This is a genomic window from Klebsiella sp. BDA134-6 (assembly GCF_015601345.1).
In the GTDB taxonomy this organism is placed as follows: domain Bacteria; phylum Pseudomonadota; class Gammaproteobacteria; order Enterobacterales; family Enterobacteriaceae; genus Klebsiella; species Klebsiella grimontii.
The window spans coordinates 5,489,916-5,508,321 of record NZ_CP064784.1 but is presented as its reverse complement, the minus strand read 5'-3'; the positions used below and the strand labels follow the sequence as shown (position 1 = coordinate 5,508,321).

At 56.7% G+C, this 18,406-nt stretch carries 17 protein-coding genes; 11 read left to right on the top strand and 6 right to left on the bottom strand.

All coding sequences use genetic code 11. The annotated features are described in order from the left end of the window. Nucleotides 1-343: 343 nt before the first annotated feature. The gene (gene panM, locus IYV58_RS25615) at nucleotides 344-730 is read right to left on the bottom strand and encodes an aspartate 1-decarboxylase autocleavage activator PanM (protein ID WP_004126174.1); all 387 of its coding nucleotides are present in this window, start codon (nucleotides 728-730) and stop codon (nucleotides 344-346) included. Between the two features lie 421 nt (nucleotides 731-1,151). Between panM and livK the strand changes: the two genes are divergently transcribed. From livK to livF, 5 genes are read left to right on the top strand one after another with little or no spacing between them, the layout of a single operon-like run. Further along, nucleotides 1,152-2,261: a high-affinity branched-chain amino acid ABC transporter substrate-binding protein LivK gene (livK, locus tag IYV58_RS25610; RefSeq protein ID WP_004126171.1), complete on the top strand. Its 1,110-nt coding sequence runs from the start codon at nucleotides 1,152-1,154 to the stop codon at nucleotides 2,259-2,261. A gap of 60 nt (nucleotides 2,262-2,321) precedes the next feature. Continuing rightward, on the top strand, nucleotides 2,322-3,248 hold the full coding sequence (gene livH, locus IYV58_RS25605) for a high-affinity branched-chain amino acid ABC transporter permease LivH (RefSeq protein ID WP_004106541.1): 927 nt from the start codon (nucleotides 2,322-2,324) through the stop codon (nucleotides 3,246-3,248). Continuing rightward, nucleotides 3,245-4,525 (top strand): branched chain amino acid ABC transporter permease LivM, encoded by a 1,281-nt coding sequence (gene livM, locus IYV58_RS25600; protein ID WP_004126168.1) that lies wholly within the window; start codon nucleotides 3,245-3,247, stop codon nucleotides 4,523-4,525. The genes livH and livM overlap by 4 nt, the downstream gene beginning before the upstream one ends. After that, a complete protein-coding gene (livG, locus tag IYV58_RS25595; RefSeq protein ID WP_004126165.1) occupies nucleotides 4,522-5,289 on the top strand; it encodes a high-affinity branched-chain amino acid ABC transporter ATP-binding protein LivG in 768 nt (255 codons plus the stop codon). The genes livM and livG overlap by 4 nt, the downstream gene beginning before the upstream one ends. A gap of 1 nt (nucleotide 5,290) precedes the next feature. Further along, nucleotides 5,291-6,004, top strand: coding sequence for a high-affinity branched-chain amino acid ABC transporter ATP-binding protein LivF (gene livF, locus IYV58_RS25590; protein ID WP_004126158.1), 714 nt, complete (start codon nucleotides 5,291-5,293; stop codon nucleotides 6,002-6,004). A gap of 44 nt (nucleotides 6,005-6,048) precedes the next feature. Here the strand turns inward: livF and IYV58_RS25585 are convergent, their stop codons facing one another. From IYV58_RS25585 to IYV58_RS25570, 4 genes are all read right to left on the bottom strand, one after another. Further along, a complete protein-coding gene (locus tag IYV58_RS25585; protein WP_123828697.1) occupies nucleotides 6,049-7,644 on the bottom strand; it encodes a UxaA family hydrolase in 1,596 nt (531 codons plus the stop codon). Nucleotides 7,645-7,677: 33 nt separating this feature from the next. Continuing rightward, on the bottom strand, nucleotides 7,678-8,988 hold the full coding sequence (locus tag IYV58_RS25580) for an MFS transporter (protein WP_004126145.1): 1,311 nt from the start codon (nucleotides 8,986-8,988) through the stop codon (nucleotides 7,678-7,680). 18 nt (nucleotides 8,989-9,006) lie between these two features. Then, complete coding sequence (locus IYV58_RS25575; RefSeq protein ID WP_004126143.1) at nucleotides 9,007-9,906, bottom strand: dihydrodipicolinate synthase family protein; 900 nt, start codon at nucleotides 9,904-9,906, stop codon at nucleotides 9,007-9,009. A 229-nt stretch (nucleotides 9,907-10,135) separates the two neighbouring features. Next, complete coding sequence (locus IYV58_RS25570; RefSeq protein ID WP_087828637.1) at nucleotides 10,136-10,903, bottom strand: IclR family transcriptional regulator; 768 nt, start codon at nucleotides 10,901-10,903, stop codon at nucleotides 10,136-10,138. A gap of 271 nt (nucleotides 10,904-11,174) precedes the next feature. Here IYV58_RS25570 and ugpB point away from each other — a divergent pair, with 271 nt between their 5' ends. From ugpB to ugpQ, 5 genes are all read left to right on the top strand, one after another. After that, the gene (gene ugpB / locus IYV58_RS25565; protein ID WP_049115482.1) at nucleotides 11,175-12,491 is read left to right on the top strand and encodes a sn-glycerol-3-phosphate ABC transporter substrate-binding protein UgpB; all 1,317 of its coding nucleotides are present in this window, start codon (nucleotides 11,175-11,177) and stop codon (nucleotides 12,489-12,491) included. Nucleotides 12,492-12,618: 127 nt separating this feature from the next. Beyond that, the gene (gene ugpA, locus IYV58_RS25560; RefSeq protein ID WP_004126134.1) at nucleotides 12,619-13,506 is read left to right on the top strand and encodes a sn-glycerol-3-phosphate ABC transporter permease UgpA; all 888 of its coding nucleotides are present in this window, start codon (nucleotides 12,619-12,621) and stop codon (nucleotides 13,504-13,506) included. Next, nucleotides 13,503-14,348, top strand: coding sequence for a sn-glycerol-3-phosphate ABC transporter permease UgpE (ugpE, locus tag IYV58_RS25555; RefSeq protein WP_004116045.1), 846 nt, complete (start codon nucleotides 13,503-13,505; stop codon nucleotides 14,346-14,348). Before ugpA ends, ugpE begins: the two co-directional genes overlap by 4 nt. Before the next feature lies 1 nt (nucleotide 14,349). Beyond that, nucleotides 14,350-15,420, top strand: coding sequence for a sn-glycerol-3-phosphate import ATP-binding protein UgpC (locus IYV58_RS25550; RefSeq protein WP_004126131.1), 1,071 nt, complete (start codon nucleotides 14,350-14,352; stop codon nucleotides 15,418-15,420). Further along, entirely contained in the window at nucleotides 15,417-16,157 is a 741-nt protein-coding gene (gene ugpQ / locus IYV58_RS25545; RefSeq protein WP_142470196.1) for a glycerophosphodiester phosphodiesterase, read from the top strand. The genes IYV58_RS25550 and ugpQ overlap by 4 nt, the downstream gene beginning before the upstream one ends. 23 nt (nucleotides 16,158-16,180) lie before the next feature. On the opposite strand, the gene IYV58_RS25540 is transcribed toward ugpQ, so the two are convergent. Next, nucleotides 16,181-16,501 carry a DUF2756 family protein gene (locus IYV58_RS25540; RefSeq protein ID WP_123828699.1) on the bottom strand — a complete coding sequence of 107 codons (321 nt, stop codon included), beginning with the start codon at nucleotides 16,499-16,501 and terminating at the stop codon, nucleotides 16,181-16,183. A gap of 121 nt (nucleotides 16,502-16,622) precedes the next feature. Between IYV58_RS25540 and ggt the strand changes: the two genes are divergently transcribed. Then, nucleotides 16,623-18,365 carry a gamma-glutamyltransferase gene (gene ggt / locus IYV58_RS25535; protein ID WP_087828639.1) on the top strand — a complete coding sequence of 581 codons (1,743 nt, stop codon included), beginning with the start codon at nucleotides 16,623-16,625 and terminating at the stop codon, nucleotides 18,363-18,365. Nucleotides 18,366-18,406 lie beyond the last annotated feature (41 nt).

Below are 18,406 nucleotides of genomic sequence, written 5' to 3'. Positions count from 1 at the left end.
CCTCACCCCCGGTCACTTACTGATGTAAGCTCCCGGGGATTTCGGGTCTTGACGCCTTTCTGCAACGCGAAATGCTGGGTTAAATCCGTTGATCCTTTCCTCTTCGCATAGGCGAGGATAAACGTAAAAGCAAAAAGGCAACGTAAGTTGCCTTTTTAGTCGGTAGCCCGGGTAAGGCGTTACGCCGCAACCCGGGGAATGCGCCGGGATTGATGCATTGGTGCGGTTTCTTCCCGGGTCACGCTGTGCTTACCCGGGTTACAGTCTGGTGCGGTCTGGTTTTTTGGAGCCCGGATAAGGCGTTCAGCCGCAATCCGGGAATGTTCGGCCTTCTTTCGCCGATTTATTGCTTTTTTACCCAACCGCCGGTTTGCGCGTTAAAGCCCAGCGCCTGCATAAACGCCGCCATCACGCCGCGGTCTTCCACGTCGGCATCCGCGATGCGCCAGCTGCCGATCTCTGGATTATCCCTTAGCACCTCTTCCACTAAATATTGTCCGACGCCGCGACGGCGGGTCACTTCACGCACGCACAGCGCGCCGAGCTCGCCCTCAACGCCGTTCAGCGTTACGCGAACCGCTGCCAGCAGGCGCTCATTGAAGCGGGCGGCATAAATACGATGGTTCTCATCCAGCGCCAGCGCCGCGAGATCCTGCGACGGCCAGATTTTACCTAAGTCGATGCGATCCTGATCGCTGAAGTGCTGTAAACGAATAATGGTCAGTTTCATACGCGAGGGTCCAGTCAAAACAGAGGCGTTAGTGTATCCAAATTCCCTGCCAGGCGGAGCGCCGTTTTTTGCCTGTTCATCAGGGGATTCGTTTTCCTGGAAGGTGCTGGGTAGAGCAATTCATCATGGATCGAAAAATAAGCAGAATTTTAACCTGATATGTAGCGTTTTATTCCGCCTTATGTATCGTTATTTTATGCTGTTTACTGGACTTTTTTTTGTTTATCTTCCGGTAAATACAGAATATTATCTTTGCTTAATCGCCTGAAAAATAGAGATTTTACTCTGTATTCAGGCAAAAAACCTCGCTAAACCATTAAAGATAATGGTAAAAGTAGCGTTGTTTAATAAAAGTACAGAATGCTTTTTAACCATAAAAATACAAAATATTTACACCACATCACGAACGGGGTTCTGCAGCATGAAAAGGAACGCGAAAACGGTTATCGCGGGGTTAGTCGCACTGGCGATGTCCCAGGCGGCTTTTGCCAAAGATATTAAGGTCGCCGTTGTTGGCGCGATGTCTGGCCCGGTAGCCCAGTGGGGCGATATGGAATTCAACGGCGCACGCCAGGCGATCAAAGATATTAACGCCCAGGGCGGCATCAAGGGCGATAAGCTGGTTGCCGTGGAGTACGATGACGCCTGCGACCCGAAACAGGCCGTTGCGGTGGCGAACAAAATCGTCAATGACGGCATTCAGTACGTTATCGGCCACCTATGCTCTTCTTCCACTCAGCCGGCATCCGATATCTATGAAGATGAAGGCATTCTGATGATCTCCCCGGGAGCGACCAATCCGGAGCTGACCCAGCGCGGCTATCAATACATCATGCGTACCGCCGGTCTGGACTCTTCGCAGGGGCCGACCGCCGCAAAATACATCATGGAAAACGTCAAACCGCAGCGTATTGCTATCATTCATGATAAGCAGCAGTACGGCGAAGGTCTGGCGCGTTCTGTCCAGGAAAGCCTGAAAAAAGGCGGCGCGAATATCGTCTTCTTCGACGGCATTACCGCCGGTGAAAAAGACTTCTCCGCGCTGCTGGCGCGTCTGAAAAAAGAGAATATCGACTTCGTTTACTACGGCGGCTACTACCCGGAAATGGGCCAGATGCTGCGCCAGGCGCGCTCCGTGGGCCTGAAAACCGTGTTTATGGGCCCGGAAGGCGTGGGTAACGCGTCGCTGTCCAACATCGCGGGCGATGCGGCGGAAGGCATGCTAGTCACGATGCCGAAACGCTATGACCAGGACCCGGCCAACAGCGCTATCGTTGACGCGCTCAAAGCAGAGAAGAAAGACCCGAGCGGTCCGTATGTCTGGATCACCTACGCCGCCGTGCAGTCTCTGGCGCAGGCGATGGACCGGGCCGGAAGCCAGGCGCCGCTGGATTTAATCAAAGATCTGAAAGCTCACGGCGCGAAAACCGTGATTGGGCCGCTGAATTGGGACGAAAAAGGCGATTTGAAGGGATTTGAGTTTGGTGTCTTCCAGTGGCACGCGGACGGGTCATCCACCCTCGCGAAATAAGCCATAAGACAAGTTATCCCACCGCCCGCGCAAAGCGGGCGGGTAGAAAAAGGTTACCTTATGTCCGAGCAGTTTCTCTATTTTCTGCAGCAGATGTTTAACGGCGTCACGCTGGGAAGCACCTACGCGCTGATTGCCATCGGCTATACCATGGTTTACGGCATTATCGGCATGATCAACTTCGCCCACGGCGAGGTCTATATGATTGGCAGCTACGTCTCCTTCATGATCATTGCCGCCCTGATGATGATGGGCATTGATACCAGCTGGCTGCTGGTTGCCGCCGGATTCGTCGGCGCTATCGTCATTGCCAGCGCCTACGGCTGGAGTATCGAACGCGTGGCCTACCGGCCCGTGCGCAGCTCCAAACGCCTGATTGCGCTGATCTCCGCCATCGGGATGTCTATCTTCCTGCAAAACTACGTCAGCCTGACGGAAGGTTCGCGCGATGTCGCGCTGCCAAGCCTGTTTAACGGCCAGTGGACGGTGGGCAGCAGCGACAATTTCTCCGCGACCATTACCACCATGCAGCTGGTTATCTGGGTAGTGACGTTTATCGCTATGCTGGCGCTGACGCTGTTCATCCGCTATTCCCGTATGGGGCGCGCCTGCCGCGCCTGCGCTGAAGACCTGAAAATGGCCAGCCTGCTCGGGATTAACACCGACCGCGTAATTGCGCTGACGTTTGTTATCGGCGCGGCAATGGCGGCGGTTGCCGGCGTTCTGCTCGGTCAGTTCTACGGCGTGATCAACCCGTACATCGGCTTTATGGCCGGGATGAAGGCCTTCACCGCCGCGGTTCTTGGCGGTATCGGCAGTATTCCTGGGGCGATGATCGGCGGGCTGATCCTCGGTATCGCCGAAGCGCTCTCTTCTGCCTATCTCAGCACGGAATATAAAGACGTGGTCTCCTTCGCGCTGCTGATCCTGGTTCTGCTGGTGATGCCTACCGGTATCCTGGGTCGTCCGGAGGTAGAAAAAGTATGAAACCGATGCATTTTGCGATGGCGCTGCTGTCCGCGGTGATGTTCTTTATCCTCGCGGGCGTCTTTATGGGCGTGCAGCTGGAGCTGGACGGCACCAAACTGGTGGTGGATACCGCCGCCGATATCCGCTGGCAGTGGATCTATATCGGTACCGCAGTGGTCTTCTTCTTCCAGTTGCTGCGTCCTGTTTTCCAGAAAACCATTAAGAACGTCTCTGGGCCGAAGTTTATTCTGCCGGCTATCGACGGTTCGACGGTAAAACAGAAGCTGTTTCTGATCGCCCTGCTGGTTATCGCCGTGGCGTGGCCGTTTATGGTGTCGCGCGGGACGGTGGATATCGCTACCCTGACGATGATCTATATCATCCTCGGCCTGGGACTCAACGTGGTGGTGGGGCTTTCCGGCCTGCTGGTGCTGGGCTACGGCGGTTTCTACGCCATCGGCGCCTATACCTTCGCGCTGCTGAACCACTATTACGGTCTGGGCTTCTGGACCTGCCTGCCGCTGGCGGGGCTGGTTTCGGCAGCGGCGGGCTTCCTGCTTGGCTTCCCGGTTCTGCGCCTGCGCGGCGACTATCTGGCGATTGTGACGCTCGGTTTCGGTGAAATCGTGCGCATCCTGCTGCTCAACAACACCGAAATAACCGGCGGTCCGAACGGTATCAGCCAGATCCCGAAACCGACGCTGTTCGGTCTTGAATTTAGCCGCAGCGCCCGCGAAGGCGGCTGGGATACGTTCAGCAATTTCTTCGGCGTGAAGTACGACCCCTCCGATCGCGTGATTTTCCTCTATCTGGTCGCTTTGCTGCTGGTGGTGTTAAGCCTGTTCGTGATTAACCGCCTGCTGCGGATGCCGCTGGGGCGCGCGTGGGAAGCGCTGCGCGAAGATGAGATCGCCTGTCGCTCGCTGGGCCTCAGCCCGACGCGCATCAAGCTGACCGCCTTTACCATCAGCGCCGCGTTTGCCGGTTTTGCCGGAACCCTGTTCGCCGCCCGTCAGGGCTTCGTCAGCCCGGAATCCTTTACCTTCGCCGAGTCGGCCTTTGTGCTGGCGATTGTGGTTCTCGGCGGTATGGGTTCGCAGTTCGCGGTGATCCTGGCGGCGGTTCTGCTGGTCGTCTCGCGCGAGCTGATGCGTGATTTCAATGAATACAGCATGCTGATGCTGGGTGCGCTGATGGTACTGATGATGATCTGGCGTCCGCAGGGGCTTCTGCCGATGACCCGTCCACAGCTGAAGCTGAAAAATGGGCAGGCCAAAGAAGGAGAGCAGGCATGAGTCAGCCATTATTATCCGTAAACGGTCTGATGATGCGTTTTGGCGGCCTGCTGGCGGTCAACAACGTGTCGCTGGAGCTGCGCGAGCGGGAAATCGTTTCGCTTATCGGCCCTAACGGCGCGGGCAAAACCACCGTCTTCAACTGCCTGACTGGTTTCTATAAGCCAACCGGCGGCACCATTATGCTGCGTGACCAGCATCTGGAAGGGTTGCCGGGGCAGCAGATCGCCCGCATGGGCGTCGTGCGAACTTTCCAGCACGTGCGTCTGTTCCGCGAAATGACGGTGATTGAAAACCTGCTGGTGGCGCAGCATCAGCAGTTGAAAACCGGGGTTTTCTCCGGCCTGCTGAAGACGCCATCCTTCCGCCGCGCCCAGAGCGAAGCGCTCGATCGCGCCGCGACCTGGCTTGAACGTATCGGCCTGCTTGAGCACGCCAACCGGCAGGCCAGCAACCTGGCCTACGGCGACCAGCGTCGTCTGGAGATTGCCCGCTGTATGGTGACTCAGCCGGAAATCCTGATGCTGGATGAACCGGCGGCGGGGCTGAACCCGAAAGAGACCAAAGAGCTGGACGAACTGATCGCCGAGCTGCGCAGCCATCACAACACCACTATCCTGCTGATTGAGCACGATATGAAGCTGGTGATGGGCATTTCCGACCGTATTTACGTGGTAAACCAGGGCACGCCGCTGGCCAACGGTACGCCGGAAGAGATCCGCAACAACCCGGATGTGATCCGCGCATACCTTGGTGAGGCATAAGATGGAAAAAGTGATGTTATCTTTTGACAACGTCAGCGCGCACTACGGCAAGATCCAGGCGCTGCACAACGTCAGCCTGCATATCAATCAGGGAGAGATTGTCACCCTGATTGGCGCGAACGGCGCGGGGAAAACCACCCTGTTGGGCACCCTGTGCGGCGACCCGCGCGCCTCCAGCGGACGCGTGGTGTTCGACGGTAAAGATATTACCGACTGGCAGACGGCGAAAATCATGCGCGAAGCGGTGGCGATTGTTCCGGAAGGGCGTCGCGTCTTCTCGCGGATGACGGTGGAAGAGAACCTGGCGATGGGCGGTTTCTTTGCCGACCGCGACCAGTTCCAGACCCGCATCAAGTGGGTCTATGAGCTGTTTCCGCGCCTGCATGAGCGTCGGGTTCAGCGGGCGGGCACCATGTCCGGCGGCGAGCAGCAGATGCTGGCCATCGGTCGCGCGCTGATGAGCCAGCCGCGCCTGCTGCTGCTGGATGAGCCTTCGCTCGGTCTGGCGCCGATCATCATTCAGCAAATCTTCGACACCATTGAACAGCTGCGCGAGCAGGGGATGACCATCTTCCTCGTCGAGCAGAACGCCAACCAGGCGCTGAAGCTGGCCGACCGCGGCTACGTGCTGGAAAACGGCCACGTGGTGCTGGAGGATACCGGCGACGCGCTGCTGGCTAACGAAGCGGTACGCAGCGCCTATCTGGGCGGTTAGTGAAGTCAAAACGCCCGGCGTCTGCCGGGCGTTTTGCTGGATCCCTACAGCTCCAGAGAGCGCTTCCACAACATAAAATCAAACTGTTCGAGCGCATCCGCTTTAGTGCGCCAGGTTCCGCTGGCGGTGGCGATGATTTTCTCAAACAGGCCGTCGGCGATATCCGCCAGCGGCGTACCTTCGATAATCGGCCCGCAGTCATAATCAATAATATCCGGCATCTTTTTTGCCAGCGCGGAGTTGGTTGAAACCTTAAGCACTGGAACGATAGGGTTCCCCGTCGGCGTACCTAACCCGGTTGAGAAGATCACCACATTGCATCCCGCCGCGACCAGGCCCGTTACCGCGTCCACATCGTTGCCCGGCGTGCAGACCAGCGAAAGGCCGCTTTCTCCCATCGGTTCGGCATAGTCGCATACCGCGCTTACCGGCGCCCTGCCGCCTTTTTTCGCCGCGCCGGCGGATTTGATGGCGTCAGTGATCAGCCCATCGGCAATGTTTCCCGGGCTGGGGTTATCGGCGATGGTGGTGCCGAAGAAGTTCGCGACATGCTCATAGTTTTTCATCAGCGACAGAAACTTCTCTTTCAGCTCGCGGGTCGCGCAGCGCTGAACGATATCCCCTTCCGCGCCGCACAGCTCCGGGAATTCCGCCAGCCCCGACGCGCCGCCGAGGGCGACAAGACGATCTGACACTTCGCCCATCGCCGGGTTTGCGCTGATCCCCGAGAAGCCGTCAGAGGCGCCGCACTTCACGCCGATTTTGAGGTGGGAGAGCGGGACGTCCTGCCGCTCGGCGACAGGGGCTTCGCGGATCGCGTTATAGGTTTCGGTCAACGCATCCTGCATCATTTTTTCTTCGCTACTCCAGTCCTGCTGCCTGAAGTAAATAATCGGTTTGCTGAAGTTCGGGTTACGCTTCGCCAGCGCGGCGTTGAAATCGACAATTCGCGCTTTTTCACAGCCCAGGGCAAAGACCGTCACCCCAAGAACGTTGGGATGATCGGAATAGGCGGCCAGCACGTCGCACATGGTCATGCTGTCCGAAGTGGCACCGCCGCAGCCGGAGTTGACGGTAATACAGCGGATACCGTCAAGATGCGGGAAGGGCAGATGCCGGGTATCGTTTAAGGCCCCCGCCGAGGTCACCTGGCGAGCAAAATTTTTCAGGCCATTATTTGCGTAGCCGAGGGCATCGTTTAGCGCATCGGTGACGCGCTGAACGTTGCGGTTTTCACAGAATACCAGCGGAATGACCAGCCAGTAGTTCGCGGTGGCGACCCGGCCATCTTCGCGAACGATCCCCTTAAACGTCCGCTGCTGCCAGGCGGAAACATCCGGCTGCTGCCAGTCATAGGGCGCGACATCGTCAAGTGAAACCGGGGCCGCGTAGTGTTTGATATTCTCCGTGGTAATGGCTTCGCCGCGGGTAATAGGCCGCGTCGCTTTGCCGACCGGTACGCCGTACAGCGACACGATATCGCCGGGCGCAATATCCTCGGTGGCGAATTTATGTTTGGCTTTGACATCGCTACGCAGAATGTAGGCTTCATCGTTCCAGTTCACCTGCTGCTCTTTGCGCAAGTCCTGCAGCGCAACGATCAGGTTATCGGTAGGGTCAATTTTTAAGATGGTCTGCATGTTATTTATCCTTTGTTATACGCGCGTCAGGACTTAGTGGTGGGAGACCGCAACGCCGTTTGTCGCTTTTCTGCCCGCGAGGGCGGCAATCAGCAGCGCGCAGCAGACGGTGATGAGCGACAGGGCGACCAGACCCGCCGAATCGTTGCCAAAGAAGGCATCGACCTCAACGCGAATCAGCGGCGCGAGGAAGCTGCAAAATGCGCCCATGGTGGTGCAAAAGCCGATACTGGCGGCCAGCGCTGAGCCTGACACAATCTGCGCCGGGAAAGTCCAGAAGATAGGTTGCACGGAGAGGAAGCCGATGGCCGACAGCGAGAGCGCGGCAATGGCGAGTACCGGGCCGGACCAGGCGGAAACAAACAGCCCCAGCGCCGCCGCCAGCATACAGATGACCGAAATCAGGACCCGGCGGGCCGGCATTTTGTCCGCCAGACGCGGAATGTAATAGACGCCGACGGCGGAGCAGGCCCACGGAATGGCGGCGACCAGCGACTCCTTAAAGCCGAGCGTGGAGCCCATTAGCGAGGCGACTTGCGAAGGCAGGAAGAACATCAGCCCGTAAACGCTGATCTGGATGGTGCCGTAGATCAGCGCCAGGTGCCAGACTTTCAGGCTTTTCAGGGCAGTGCCGACGCTGCTGGTTTCCGTCTGCCGCTGCTCCTGCTGAAGCTGGGCAATCAGCGCCTTTTTCTCTTCGTCGTTGAGGAAGCGCGCTTTGGCCGGCGTATCGTCGAGCCAGAACCAGGCGAAGATCCCCATGATGACCGCCGGAATGCCTTCAATAAAGAACATCCAGAACCAGCCGGGTTTACCGAGGAATCCGTGCATTTCCAGAAGCGCGCCGGAGATGGGCGAGCCTAAGGTCAGCGCCAGCGGTACGCCGAGTACGAAGATACCGACGACGGAGGCGCGAACTTTATTGGGAAAGTAGATGGAGGCCAGCAGCAGAATACCGGGATAAAAACCGGCTTCGCCTAACCCCAGTAAAAAACGCAGAACAATAAACTGGGTTTCCGTCTGCACCAGTCCGGTGAGGGCAGAGAGTACGCCCCACAGCGCGGTGGTAATGCTTAGCCATTTCTGCGCGCCGATTTTATTCAGAATCAGGTTAGCGGGAATACCAAACAGCGCATAGGCGGCGAAAAAGATCCCCGCGCCGAGGGCAAAAGCGGAATTGGAGAGCCCAATATCCACCTGCATCGCCTCTTTGGCGAATCCCACGTTCACCCTGTCGATAAAGGCGATGAAGTACAAAATAAACATCAGCGGCACCAGGCGCTTCCATGATTTGGTAATCGCGGAATTGAGGGCCGGATTGTCGTAAGCTGTGATGGTTTTCATAATACCTCCACGTAGGGGTCAGGCATTAATTTCAATACCCGCACGGGAAAGTATCCGCAGAATACTTTCGGTCTGGCAGGTGGCGAGCGAGCTAAACGGTGGCGTGCAGCGGTCGGACTGAATAATTCCGCGCAGCTGTAATGCTTTTTTAAATGTTGGAATGAACGGATCGTTAATCGCGTAAATATCCATTAACCCATCCACTTTTTGCTGATACCGCGAAATTTGCTGCAAATCGTTATCGTTAAATGCCTGCATCCAGTCGCGGAATAGCTCAGGGCAAATATTGGATAACCCGCCAATACATCCATCGCCCCCCGCCAGAACATTGTGCGCGAAGTTATTGTCATAACCGGCATAGACTTCAAAATACGGCAGCTCAGATTTTACCTGGCGAATCACCTGCGACGTATGATTGGTGTCCGGAATAGTATCTTTAAGACCGATAATGTTTGGGAACTCTCTGGCGAGTCGTAAACAGACCTCCGGCGAGACGGAATAGCCGGTGCGCTCCGGAAAGTTATAGATGAATATTTTGGCGGCGGTGCGGCGAGCGATCTGGCTATAAAAGGTATAAATGCCTTCATCAGTCAGGCGGAAGTACCACGGGCTGATAATCATGACGCCATCCAGCCCGCACTCATCGGCGTAGTTTGCCAGCTCTACGCATTCGTCGATATCCATGCGGCTGGTTCCCGCATAGGCCTTTATTTCCTCGCGCGGGAACTCTGCCGCCATTTGAATTATCTGACGGGATGTTTTCATATCCAGCGAGAAAAACTCGCCGGTACTGCCCATGACGACAAATCCCGATACGCTGTTTTTAATGAAATCGTACAGGCGGAAATTTCCGTCAGGATCCAGCCTACCCTGCTCATCAAAAACCGTTATTGCCGGGGTGATGTAACGACTTTGCATATTTAACCTCTCCGTTTGTTCGTATATACAAACAGTGTTTGTATTTGCGATTGGGCATAAGTAAACACGCCATCGATGTGAAGTCAAATGGCGCAAAAGACGTACGGATAATTGATTAAATCAATGAATTGATGGGAAAATAGGCAGGATCGTCCGGCGCTACGGTGAATTATTAAATATCGGTATTGTGTGGGTAATCACAATTCCGCTGGCGCCGTTGGCGAATAAATCAGTAATTTTTGATATCCGGCAGCTTGTTCAGCACGCTCTCAATACGACCCTTTGCCTCTTTTAACGCGCGAATGACCTGCTGTGTTTTCTCATCGCTGGCGCGGAAGTAGGGCAAGGAGACGCTGATCGCCGCCAGAATGATGCCTTTCTGCAGCAGCGGCACCGCGAAGCAAATAGTGTCATCGTTGATTTCCCGATCGTCCATGGCATAACCGTTGACGGCGACCCGTTCCAGCTGCTGGCGAAGCTGAGCCATATTCGTCACGCTGCGGGCGGTAACGGAGGGAAAACCTTGCGGATAGAGCTCGAGAATCTCTTCGTCGCGGTGCTTATGTAGCAGCGCCTTGCCCAGCGCGGAGCAGATCGCCGGAAGACGCGTTCCTACCCTGGAGACCAGCTGCACGGTTTGGTCACCCTGGACTTTATCAACATAGAGCACCCAGGCGTCATCCAGAATGCCGAGCTGACAAACTTCATTGCATTCGTTGACCACCGCGTGCATTTCGCTATTGATCGTTTTCAGCCAGAACTCTTTTTCCACCGTTGAGCTGGCCAGCACCGCGCATGAGATCCCCAGCGTGTAAATACCGTTGCGATCGTCGTGGCTGATATATTTCCGGTACTGCAGTGATTTGAGGATCGGGAAAATGGTTCCCTTTGAAATATCCGTCTTGAGCGATAGCTCGGAAAGCGTCATTCCGTCCGCGTTGGCTAAGGTTTCCAGAATGAGTAAAACGCGCTCGGTAGGTTTATGCAGCGTCTTCATATTTTTCCTTGTGACGGCTCGCCGGAGAGTGCTCTTTAACGAACCCTATTTAACTACAGATCCCTGATTATCTGTAGTCTGCGCGGGCGCTCTTTTTCGCTTTGCCATTTCCCTGCCACTTTTTTTTCACCGTTTCATCATGTTTTTGCCAATTTATTGTAATATTTTTGTAATGCAATAGTTATTTTTCTGTCATTCGAGCATGTCATGTTACCCCCGCGAACATAAAACGCGTGAAATCGCGCATCCGGAACAACAAGAGAGATAACCGATGATATCGTTACGACATACAGCTTTAGGACTGGCGCTCAGCCTGGCATTTGCCGGACAAGCCCTGGCGGTAACCACTATCCCGTTCTGGCATTCGATGGAAGGGGAGTTGGGGAAAGAAGTTGATTCACTGGCGCAACGTTTCAACGCAGCCAACCCGGACTACAAAATTGTTCCGGTGTACAAAGGCAACTATGAACAGAGCCTGAGCGCCGGCATCGCCGCCTTCCGTACCGGCAACGCGCCGGCTATTTTGCAGGTGTATGAGGTTGGCACCGCGACGATGATGGCCTCTAAGGCGATAAAGCCGGTCTATCAAGTGTTCAGCGATGCGGGCATTCAGTTTGATGAAACGCAGTTCGTGCCTACCGTCTCCGGTTATTACACCGACTCCAAAACCGGCCATCTGCTCTCCCAGCCGTTTAACAGCTCCACGCCGGTGCTGTACTACAACAAAGACGCCTTTAAAAAAGCCGGTTTAGACCCAGAGCAGCCGCCAAAAACCTGGCAGGATCTGGCGGCGTATACCGCGAAGTTGAAGGCCGCAGGGATGAAGTGCGGCTACGCCAGCGGCTGGCAGGGCTGGATCCAGATTGAAAACTTCAGCGCCTGGCACGGCCTGCCGGTGGCGACTAAAAACAACGGCTTCGACGGTACCGATGCGGTACTGGAGTTCAACAAGCCGGAGCAGGTGAAGCATATCGCCCTGCTTGAAGAGCTGAACAAGAAAGGTGACTTCAGCTACTTCGGGCGTAAAGACGAATCCACCGAGAAGTTCTATAACGGCGACTGCGCCATTACCACCGCTTCCTCCGGCTCGCTGGCGGATATCCGTCAGTACGCGAAGTTCAACTATGGCGTAGGGATGATGCCGTACGACGCCGACGTGAAGGGCGCGCCGCAAAACGCCATTATCGGCGGGGCCAGCCTGTGGGTGATGCAGGGTAAAGACAAAGAAACCTATACCGGCGTCGCCAAATTCCTCGATTTCCTGACTAAGCCGGAAAACGCCGCCGAATGGCATCAGAAAACCGGCTATCTGCCGATTACCACCGCCGCCTATAACCTGACCCGTGAGCAGGGCTTCTATGATAAGAACCCCGGAGCGGATATCGCGACGCGCCAGATGCTGAACAAGCCGCCGCTGCCGTTCACCAAAGGTCTGCGCCTGGGCAATATGCCGCAGATTCGTACCATCGTGGATGAAGAGCTGGAAAGCGTATGGACCGGGAAGAAAACGCCTCAGCAGGCGCTGGACGCGGCCGTTGAGCGCGGTAATCAGCTGCTGCGCCGTTTTGAGCAGTCAACCAAGTCGTAATCTTATAGCCAGCCCCTCATCCTAACCCTCTCCCCGGCCGGGAGAGGGGACCGCCCGGAGCCGTTTTTCACTCTTGTCCGTTTAGGGAGAGGGCCGGAATGAGGGGAAACCAACTCAGAGTTTAACTATGTCATCATCCCGTCCGGTGTTCCGCTCGCGTTGGCTGCCCTATGTGCTGGTCGCGCCGCAACTGGTCATCACCGTCATCTTTTTTATCTGGCCCGCAGGCGAAGCGCTGTGGTATTCGCTGCAGAGCGTCGATCCTTTTGGGCTCTCCAGCCAGTTTGTCGGCCTGGATAACTTTTTAGCCCTCTTTCAGGACCCGTACTACCTGGACTCCTTCTGGACCACCATTAAGTTCAGTACGATGGTTACCGTCAGCGGTCTGCTGATCTCGCTGTTTTTCGCCGCGCTGGTGGATTACGTGGTGCGCGGCAGTCGCTTCTATCAGACGCTGATGCTGCTGCCTTATGCCGTTGCGCCCGCAGTCGCGGCGGTGCTATGGATCTTCTTGTTCAACCCGGGACGCGGGCTAATTACCCATCTCCTCGGCGAGATGGGCTACGACTGGAACCACGCGCAGAACAGCGGCCAGGCGATGTTCCTCGTGGTTTTCGCCTCGGTGTGGAAGCAGATTAGTTACAACTTCCTGTTCTTCTTCGCCGCGCTGCAATCTATTCCCCGCTCGCTGGTAGAAGCCGCCGCGATTGACGGCGCCGGTCCGGTTCGCCGCTTCTTCAGGCTGGCGCTGCCGCTGATCGCCCCGGTGAGCTTCTTCCTGCTGGTGGTGAACCTGGTATACGCCTTCTTCGATACCTTCCCGGTTATTGATGCCGCAACCGGCGGCGGGCCGGTTCAGGCGACGACAACGCTGATTTATAAGATCTATCGCGAAGGTTTTGCCGGGCTCGACCTTTCCGCTTCCGCCGCCCAGTCGGTGGTGCTGATGTTCCTCGTCATCATTCTGACGGTGGTGCAGTTCCGCTACGTTGAACGAAAGGTGCGCTACCAATGATTGAGAATCGACGCGGGCTGACGATTTTCAGCCACACCATGCTGATTTTAGGGATCGCGGTCATTCTGTTTCCGCTGTATGTCGCCTTTGTCGCGGCGACGCTGGACAGTAAAGCGGTCTTTGATACGCCGATGACGCTGATTCCCGGCGGCCATCTGCTCGAAAACATGAAATTTATCTGGGTGAACGGCGTAGGGGCCAATAGCGCGCCGTTCTGGCTAATGATGCTCAACAGCTTCATCATGGCCTTCGGCATCACGGTAGGCAAAATTACGGTCTCGATGCTCTCCGCTTTCGCCATCGTCTGGTTTCGTTTTCCGCTGCGTAACCTGTTCTTCTGGATGATTTTCATCACGCTGATGCTGCCGGTTGAGGTGCGTATTTTCCCGACGGTGGAAGTGATCGCCAACCTGAAAATGCTCGACAGCTATGCCGGGCTCACGCTGCCGCTGATGGCCTCGGCGACCGCGACCTTCCTGTTCCGCCAGTTTTTTATGACCCTGCCGGACGAGCTGATAGAGGCCGCACGTATCGACGGCGCGTCGCCGATGCGCTTCTTCCGCGACATCGTGCTGCCGCTGTCGAAAACCAACCTGGCGGCGCTGTTCGTCATCACCTTTATCTACGGCTGGAACCAGTATCTGTGGCCGCTGCTGATCATTACCGACGTGAATCTCGGCACGGCGGTCGCGGGCATCAAAGGGATGATCGCCATCGGCCAGGGCACCACGCAGTGGAATCAGGTGATGGCGGCGATGCTGCTCACGCTGATTCCTCCGGTTGTCATCGTTTTAGCCATGCAGCGCGCGTTTGTGCGTGGTCTAGTGGATAGTGAGAAATAAAATGGCAGGACTTAAGCTACAGGCAGTAACCAAAAGCTGGGATGGCAAAACCCAGGTGATCCAACCGCTGACGCTGGACGTCGCGGACGGCGAATTTATTGTGATGGTGGGCCCCTCGGGCTGCGGAAAATCAACCCTGCTGCGCATGGTGGCGGGCCTGGAACGGGTCACCAGCGGCGATATCTGGATTGACCGCAAGCGCGTCACCGAAATGGAGCCGAAAGACCGCGGCATTGCGATGGTGTTTCAGAACTACGCCCTCTATCCGCATATGAGCGTGGAAGAGAATATGGCGTGGGGCCTGAAAATTCGCGGTTTAGGTAAAGGATTAATTGCTGAGCGCGTCCAGGAAGCGGCGCGCATTCTGGAGCTGGACGGCCTGCTGAAGCGCCGTCCGCGCGAACTCTCCGGCGGCCAGCGTCAGCGCGTGGCGATGGGGCGGGCTATCGTGCGCGACCCGGCGGTATTTCTGTTTGATGAGCCGCTCTCCAACCTCGATGCCAAACTGCGCGTGCAGATGCGTCTTGAGCTGCAGCACCTGCATCGTCGGCTGAAAACCACCTCGCTGTACGTGACCCACGATCAGGTGGAGGCGATGACCCTCGCGCAGCGGGTGATGGTGATGAATAAAGGCGTCGCCGAGCAGATTGGCACACCGGTCGAGGTGTACGAAAAGCCAGCCAGTCGCTTTGTCGCGAGCTTTATCGGCAGTCCGGCAATGAACCTGCTGGAAGGCCGGGTCAGCGACGACGGTAGCCGCTTCGAGCTTGCGGGTGGGATGCTTTTACCGATCAACAGCGAGCATCGCCGCTACGCCGGGCGTAAGATGACGCTGGGTATCCGTCCGGAACATTTTGCATTAAGCTCCCAGGCGGAAGGTGGCGTACCGCTGGTGATGGATACGCTGGAAATTTTAGGCGCCGACAACCTCGCCCACGGGCGCTGGGGCGAGCAGAAGCTGGTGGTCCGGCTGCCGCACCAGCAGCGACCGCAGGCGGGCAGTACCCTGTGGCTGCATCTGCCGCAGGAAAGTCTGCACCTTTTTGATAGTGAAACAGGACAACGCGCATGAGTCACTGGCCTTATCCTCATATCGTCGCCCACCGCGGCGGCGGTAAACTGGCCCCGGAAAATACCCTGGCGGCTATCGATACTGGCGCTCGTTACGGCCATACGATGATTGAGTTTGACGCTAAGTTATCGAAAGACGGGCAGATTTTTTTACTGCACGATGACAATCTCGAACGCACCAGCAACGGCTGGGGCGTGGCGGGTGAATTGGCGTGGAACGATCTGCTGAAAGTGGATGCCGGCAGCTGGTATAGCGGCGAGTTCAAAGGCGAGCCGCTGCCGCTGCTGAGCGAGGTCGCGGACCGCTGCCGTCAGCACGGTATGAAGGCGAATATCGAAATCAAACCGACCACCGGTACCGGTCCGCTGACCGGTAAAGCGGTAGCGCTGGCGGCGCGTGAGCTGTGGCAGGGCATGACCCCGCCGCTGCTCTCGTCGTTTGAAATCGATGCCCTGGAAGCCGCGCAGGAAGCCGCCCCCGAGCTGCCGCGAGGGCTGCTGCTGGATGAGTGGCGCAACGACTGGCGCGAACTAACCGCGCGCCTCGGCTGTGTCTCTATTCATCTCAACCATAAGCTGCTGGATGAAGCGCGCGTGGCGAGCCTGAGGGCCGCGGGTCTGCATATTCTGGTGTATACCGTTAACAAACCGCAGCGCGCCGCCGAGCTGCTGCGTTGGGGCGTGGACAGCATCTGCACCGATGCGATTGACGTCATCGGTCCCAACTTCCCGGGATAATCTGCACCTGCGCCAGGCGGCCCTTACGGGGTCGTCTGGCGTTGCAGCATTCCACCGTTGGTGTTTGGCAGAGGCTGCTGCCGGTTCAGGTTGTCATTCTGCTGTACCCGCAGCCGGTCGTTATTCAACTGCGTCTGAAGATGCTGCTGCTGCGCGCGCGACTGGCTTTGAATACCCTGCTTAAGATTGTTTTGGTGCTGCATTTGCTGGGTTTGCATCTGATTTTGCATTCGCTGCTGGCTGGGCACCACGTACCCCGGCTGATTGGGGTTATTGTCGATATTGATTGGCTGCGCCAGAGCGCTCAGCGGCAGCAGCGCCGCCAGATATAACATAGCTTTCATTGTTCTCTCCTCCCTTTCATGGGATCTCTTAAGTTTACCCTCTTTCCGGCACAACAATGATTTTTTAAGACTTATCATCCAGGATTATGGGTAAATAAAAACATCATTCAGGAGTATGACAATGATAAAAACAACGCTCTGGCGTCAGGTGGTCATCGCTGCGTTGCTGGCGGGCGGCAGTTTTAGCGTCGCGGCAAATCCCGCTCCTCCGCCTGTGTCTTATGGTGTAGAGGAAGATGTTTTTCATCCGGTCCGCGCGCAGCAGGGGATGGTGGCCTCGGTGGACGCGCTGGCAACGAAGGTAGGCGTGGATATTCTGCGTCAGGGCGGCAACGCGGTGGATGCCGCCGTGGCGGTGGGCTACGCGCTGGCGGTCACCCATCCGCAGGCCGGTAATATCGGCGGCGGCGGCTTTATGATGCTGCGAACCAAAGATGGCAATACCACGGCGATCGACTTCCGCGAGATGGCGCCGGAACAGGCTACCCGGGATATGTTTCTCGACGATCAGGGCAACCCGGACAGTAAGAAATCGCTGACCTCGCATCTGGCTTCCGGTACCCCGGGCACCGTCGCCGGCTTCTCCCTTGCGCTGGAAAAATACGGCACGATGCCGCTCAACAAAGTGATTCGCCCGGCGATTAAGCTGGCCGAAGAGGGCTTCGCGGTCAACGATGCGCTGGCCGACGATCTGAAAACCTACGGTAGCGAAGTGATCCCCGACCATGCCAACAGCCGGGCTATCTTCTGGAAAAACGGCGAGCCCCTGAAAAAGGGCGATAAGCTGGTGCAAAAACAGCTGGGTAAAAGCCTGGAACTGATTGCCGAGCTGGGACCGGACGCGTTCTATAAAGGCGCGATTGCCGACCAGATTGCCGCTGAGATGAAGAATCACGGCGGGCTTATCACCAAAGCGGACCTGGCGAATTACAAAGCGGTCGAACGTACGCCGGTGAGCGGCGAGTATCGCGGCTATCAGGTGTTCTCGATGCCGCCGCCTTCATCCGGCGGCATTCATATCGTGCAGATCCTGAATATTCTGGAAAACTTCGATATACATAAGTATGGCTTCGGCAGCGCCGATGCCATGCAGGTGATGGCGGAAGCCGAAAAGCACGCCTATGCCGACCGCTCGGAATACCTTGGCGATCCGGACTTCGTCAAAGTGCCGTGGCAGGCGCTGACCAGCAAAGCGTACGCCAAATCAATTGCTGAACAGATTGATATCAATAAAGCGAAGCCGTCGAGCCAGATCCGCCCCGGCAAGCTGGCGCCGTATGAAAGCAACCAGACCACCCATTTCTCGGTGGTGGATAAAGACGGTAACGCCGTTGCGGTGACCTATACGCTGAATACGACCTTTGGCACCGGCATCGTGGCGGGGAACTCCGGCATTCTGCTGAATAATCAGATGGATGATTTCTCGGCTAAACCCGGCGTGCCGAACGTCTACGGGCTGGTGGGCGGTGACGCCAACGCCGTCGAGCCGAAAAAGCGTCCGCTGTCATCGATGTCGCCAACGATTGTGGTGAAAGATGGCAAAACCTGGCTGGTGACCGGTAGCCCTGGCGGCAGCCGCATTATCACTACCGTACTGCAGATGGTGGTGAATACCATCGATTTCGGAATGAACGTCGCGGAAGCCACCAACGCCCCGCGCTTCCATCATCAATGGTTGCCGGATGAACTGCGGGTGGAGAAGGGATTCAGCCCGGATACGCTGAAGCTGCTGGAGAGTAAAGGGCAGAAAGTGGCGGTGAAAGAGGCGATGGGCAGCACCCAGAGTATTATGGTTGGCCCGGACGGCACGCTGTACGGCGCATCCGATCCGCGTTCCCCGGATGATTTAACGGCAGGGTATTAGGTGTACCCTTACTCCGACCCTCTCCCTGCCGGGAGAGGGTT

Coding starts and splice junctions, on each gene's coding strand:
- panM (WP_004126174.1), bottom strand. CDS start 730: ATGAAACTGACCATTATTCGTTTACAGCACTTCAGCGATCAGGATCGC.
- livK (WP_004126171.1), top strand. CDS start 1,152: ATGAAAAGGAACGCGAAAACGGTTATCGCGGGGTTAGTCGCACTGGCG.
- livH (WP_004106541.1), top strand. CDS start 2,322: ATGTCCGAGCAGTTTCTCTATTTTCTGCAGCAGATGTTTAACGGCGTC.
- livM (WP_004126168.1), top strand. CDS start 3,245: ATGAAACCGATGCATTTTGCGATGGCGCTGCTGTCCGCGGTGATGTTC.
- livG (WP_004126165.1), top strand. CDS start 4,522: ATGAGTCAGCCATTATTATCCGTAAACGGTCTGATGATGCGTTTTGGC.
- livF (WP_004126158.1), top strand. CDS start 5,291: ATGGAAAAAGTGATGTTATCTTTTGACAACGTCAGCGCGCACTACGGC.
- IYV58_RS25585 (WP_123828697.1), bottom strand. CDS start 7,644: ATGCAGACCATCTTAAAAATTGACCCTACCGATAACCTGATCGTTGCG.
- IYV58_RS25580 (WP_004126145.1), bottom strand. CDS start 8,988: ATGAAAACCATCACAGCTTACGACAATCCGGCCCTCAATTCCGCGATT.
- IYV58_RS25575 (WP_004126143.1), bottom strand. CDS start 9,906: ATGCAAAGTCGTTACATCACCCCGGCAATAACGGTTTTTGATGAGCAG.
- IYV58_RS25570 (WP_087828637.1), bottom strand. CDS start 10,903: ATGAAGACGCTGCATAAACCTACCGAGCGCGTTTTACTCATTCTGGAA.
- ugpB (WP_049115482.1), top strand. CDS start 11,175: ATGATATCGTTACGACATACAGCTTTAGGACTGGCGCTCAGCCTGGCA.
- ugpA (WP_004126134.1), top strand. CDS start 12,619: ATGTCATCATCCCGTCCGGTGTTCCGCTCGCGTTGGCTGCCCTATGTG.
- ugpE (WP_004116045.1), top strand. CDS start 13,503: ATGATTGAGAATCGACGCGGGCTGACGATTTTCAGCCACACCATGCTG.
- IYV58_RS25550 (WP_004126131.1), top strand. CDS start 14,350: ATGGCAGGACTTAAGCTACAGGCAGTAACCAAAAGCTGGGATGGCAAA.
- ugpQ (WP_142470196.1), top strand. CDS start 15,417: ATGAGTCACTGGCCTTATCCTCATATCGTCGCCCACCGCGGCGGCGGT.
- IYV58_RS25540 (WP_123828699.1), bottom strand. CDS start 16,501: ATGAAAGCTATGTTATATCTGGCGGCGCTGCTGCCGCTGAGCGCTCTG.
- ggt (WP_087828639.1), top strand. CDS start 16,623: ATGATAAAAACAACGCTCTGGCGTCAGGTGGTCATCGCTGCGTTGCTG.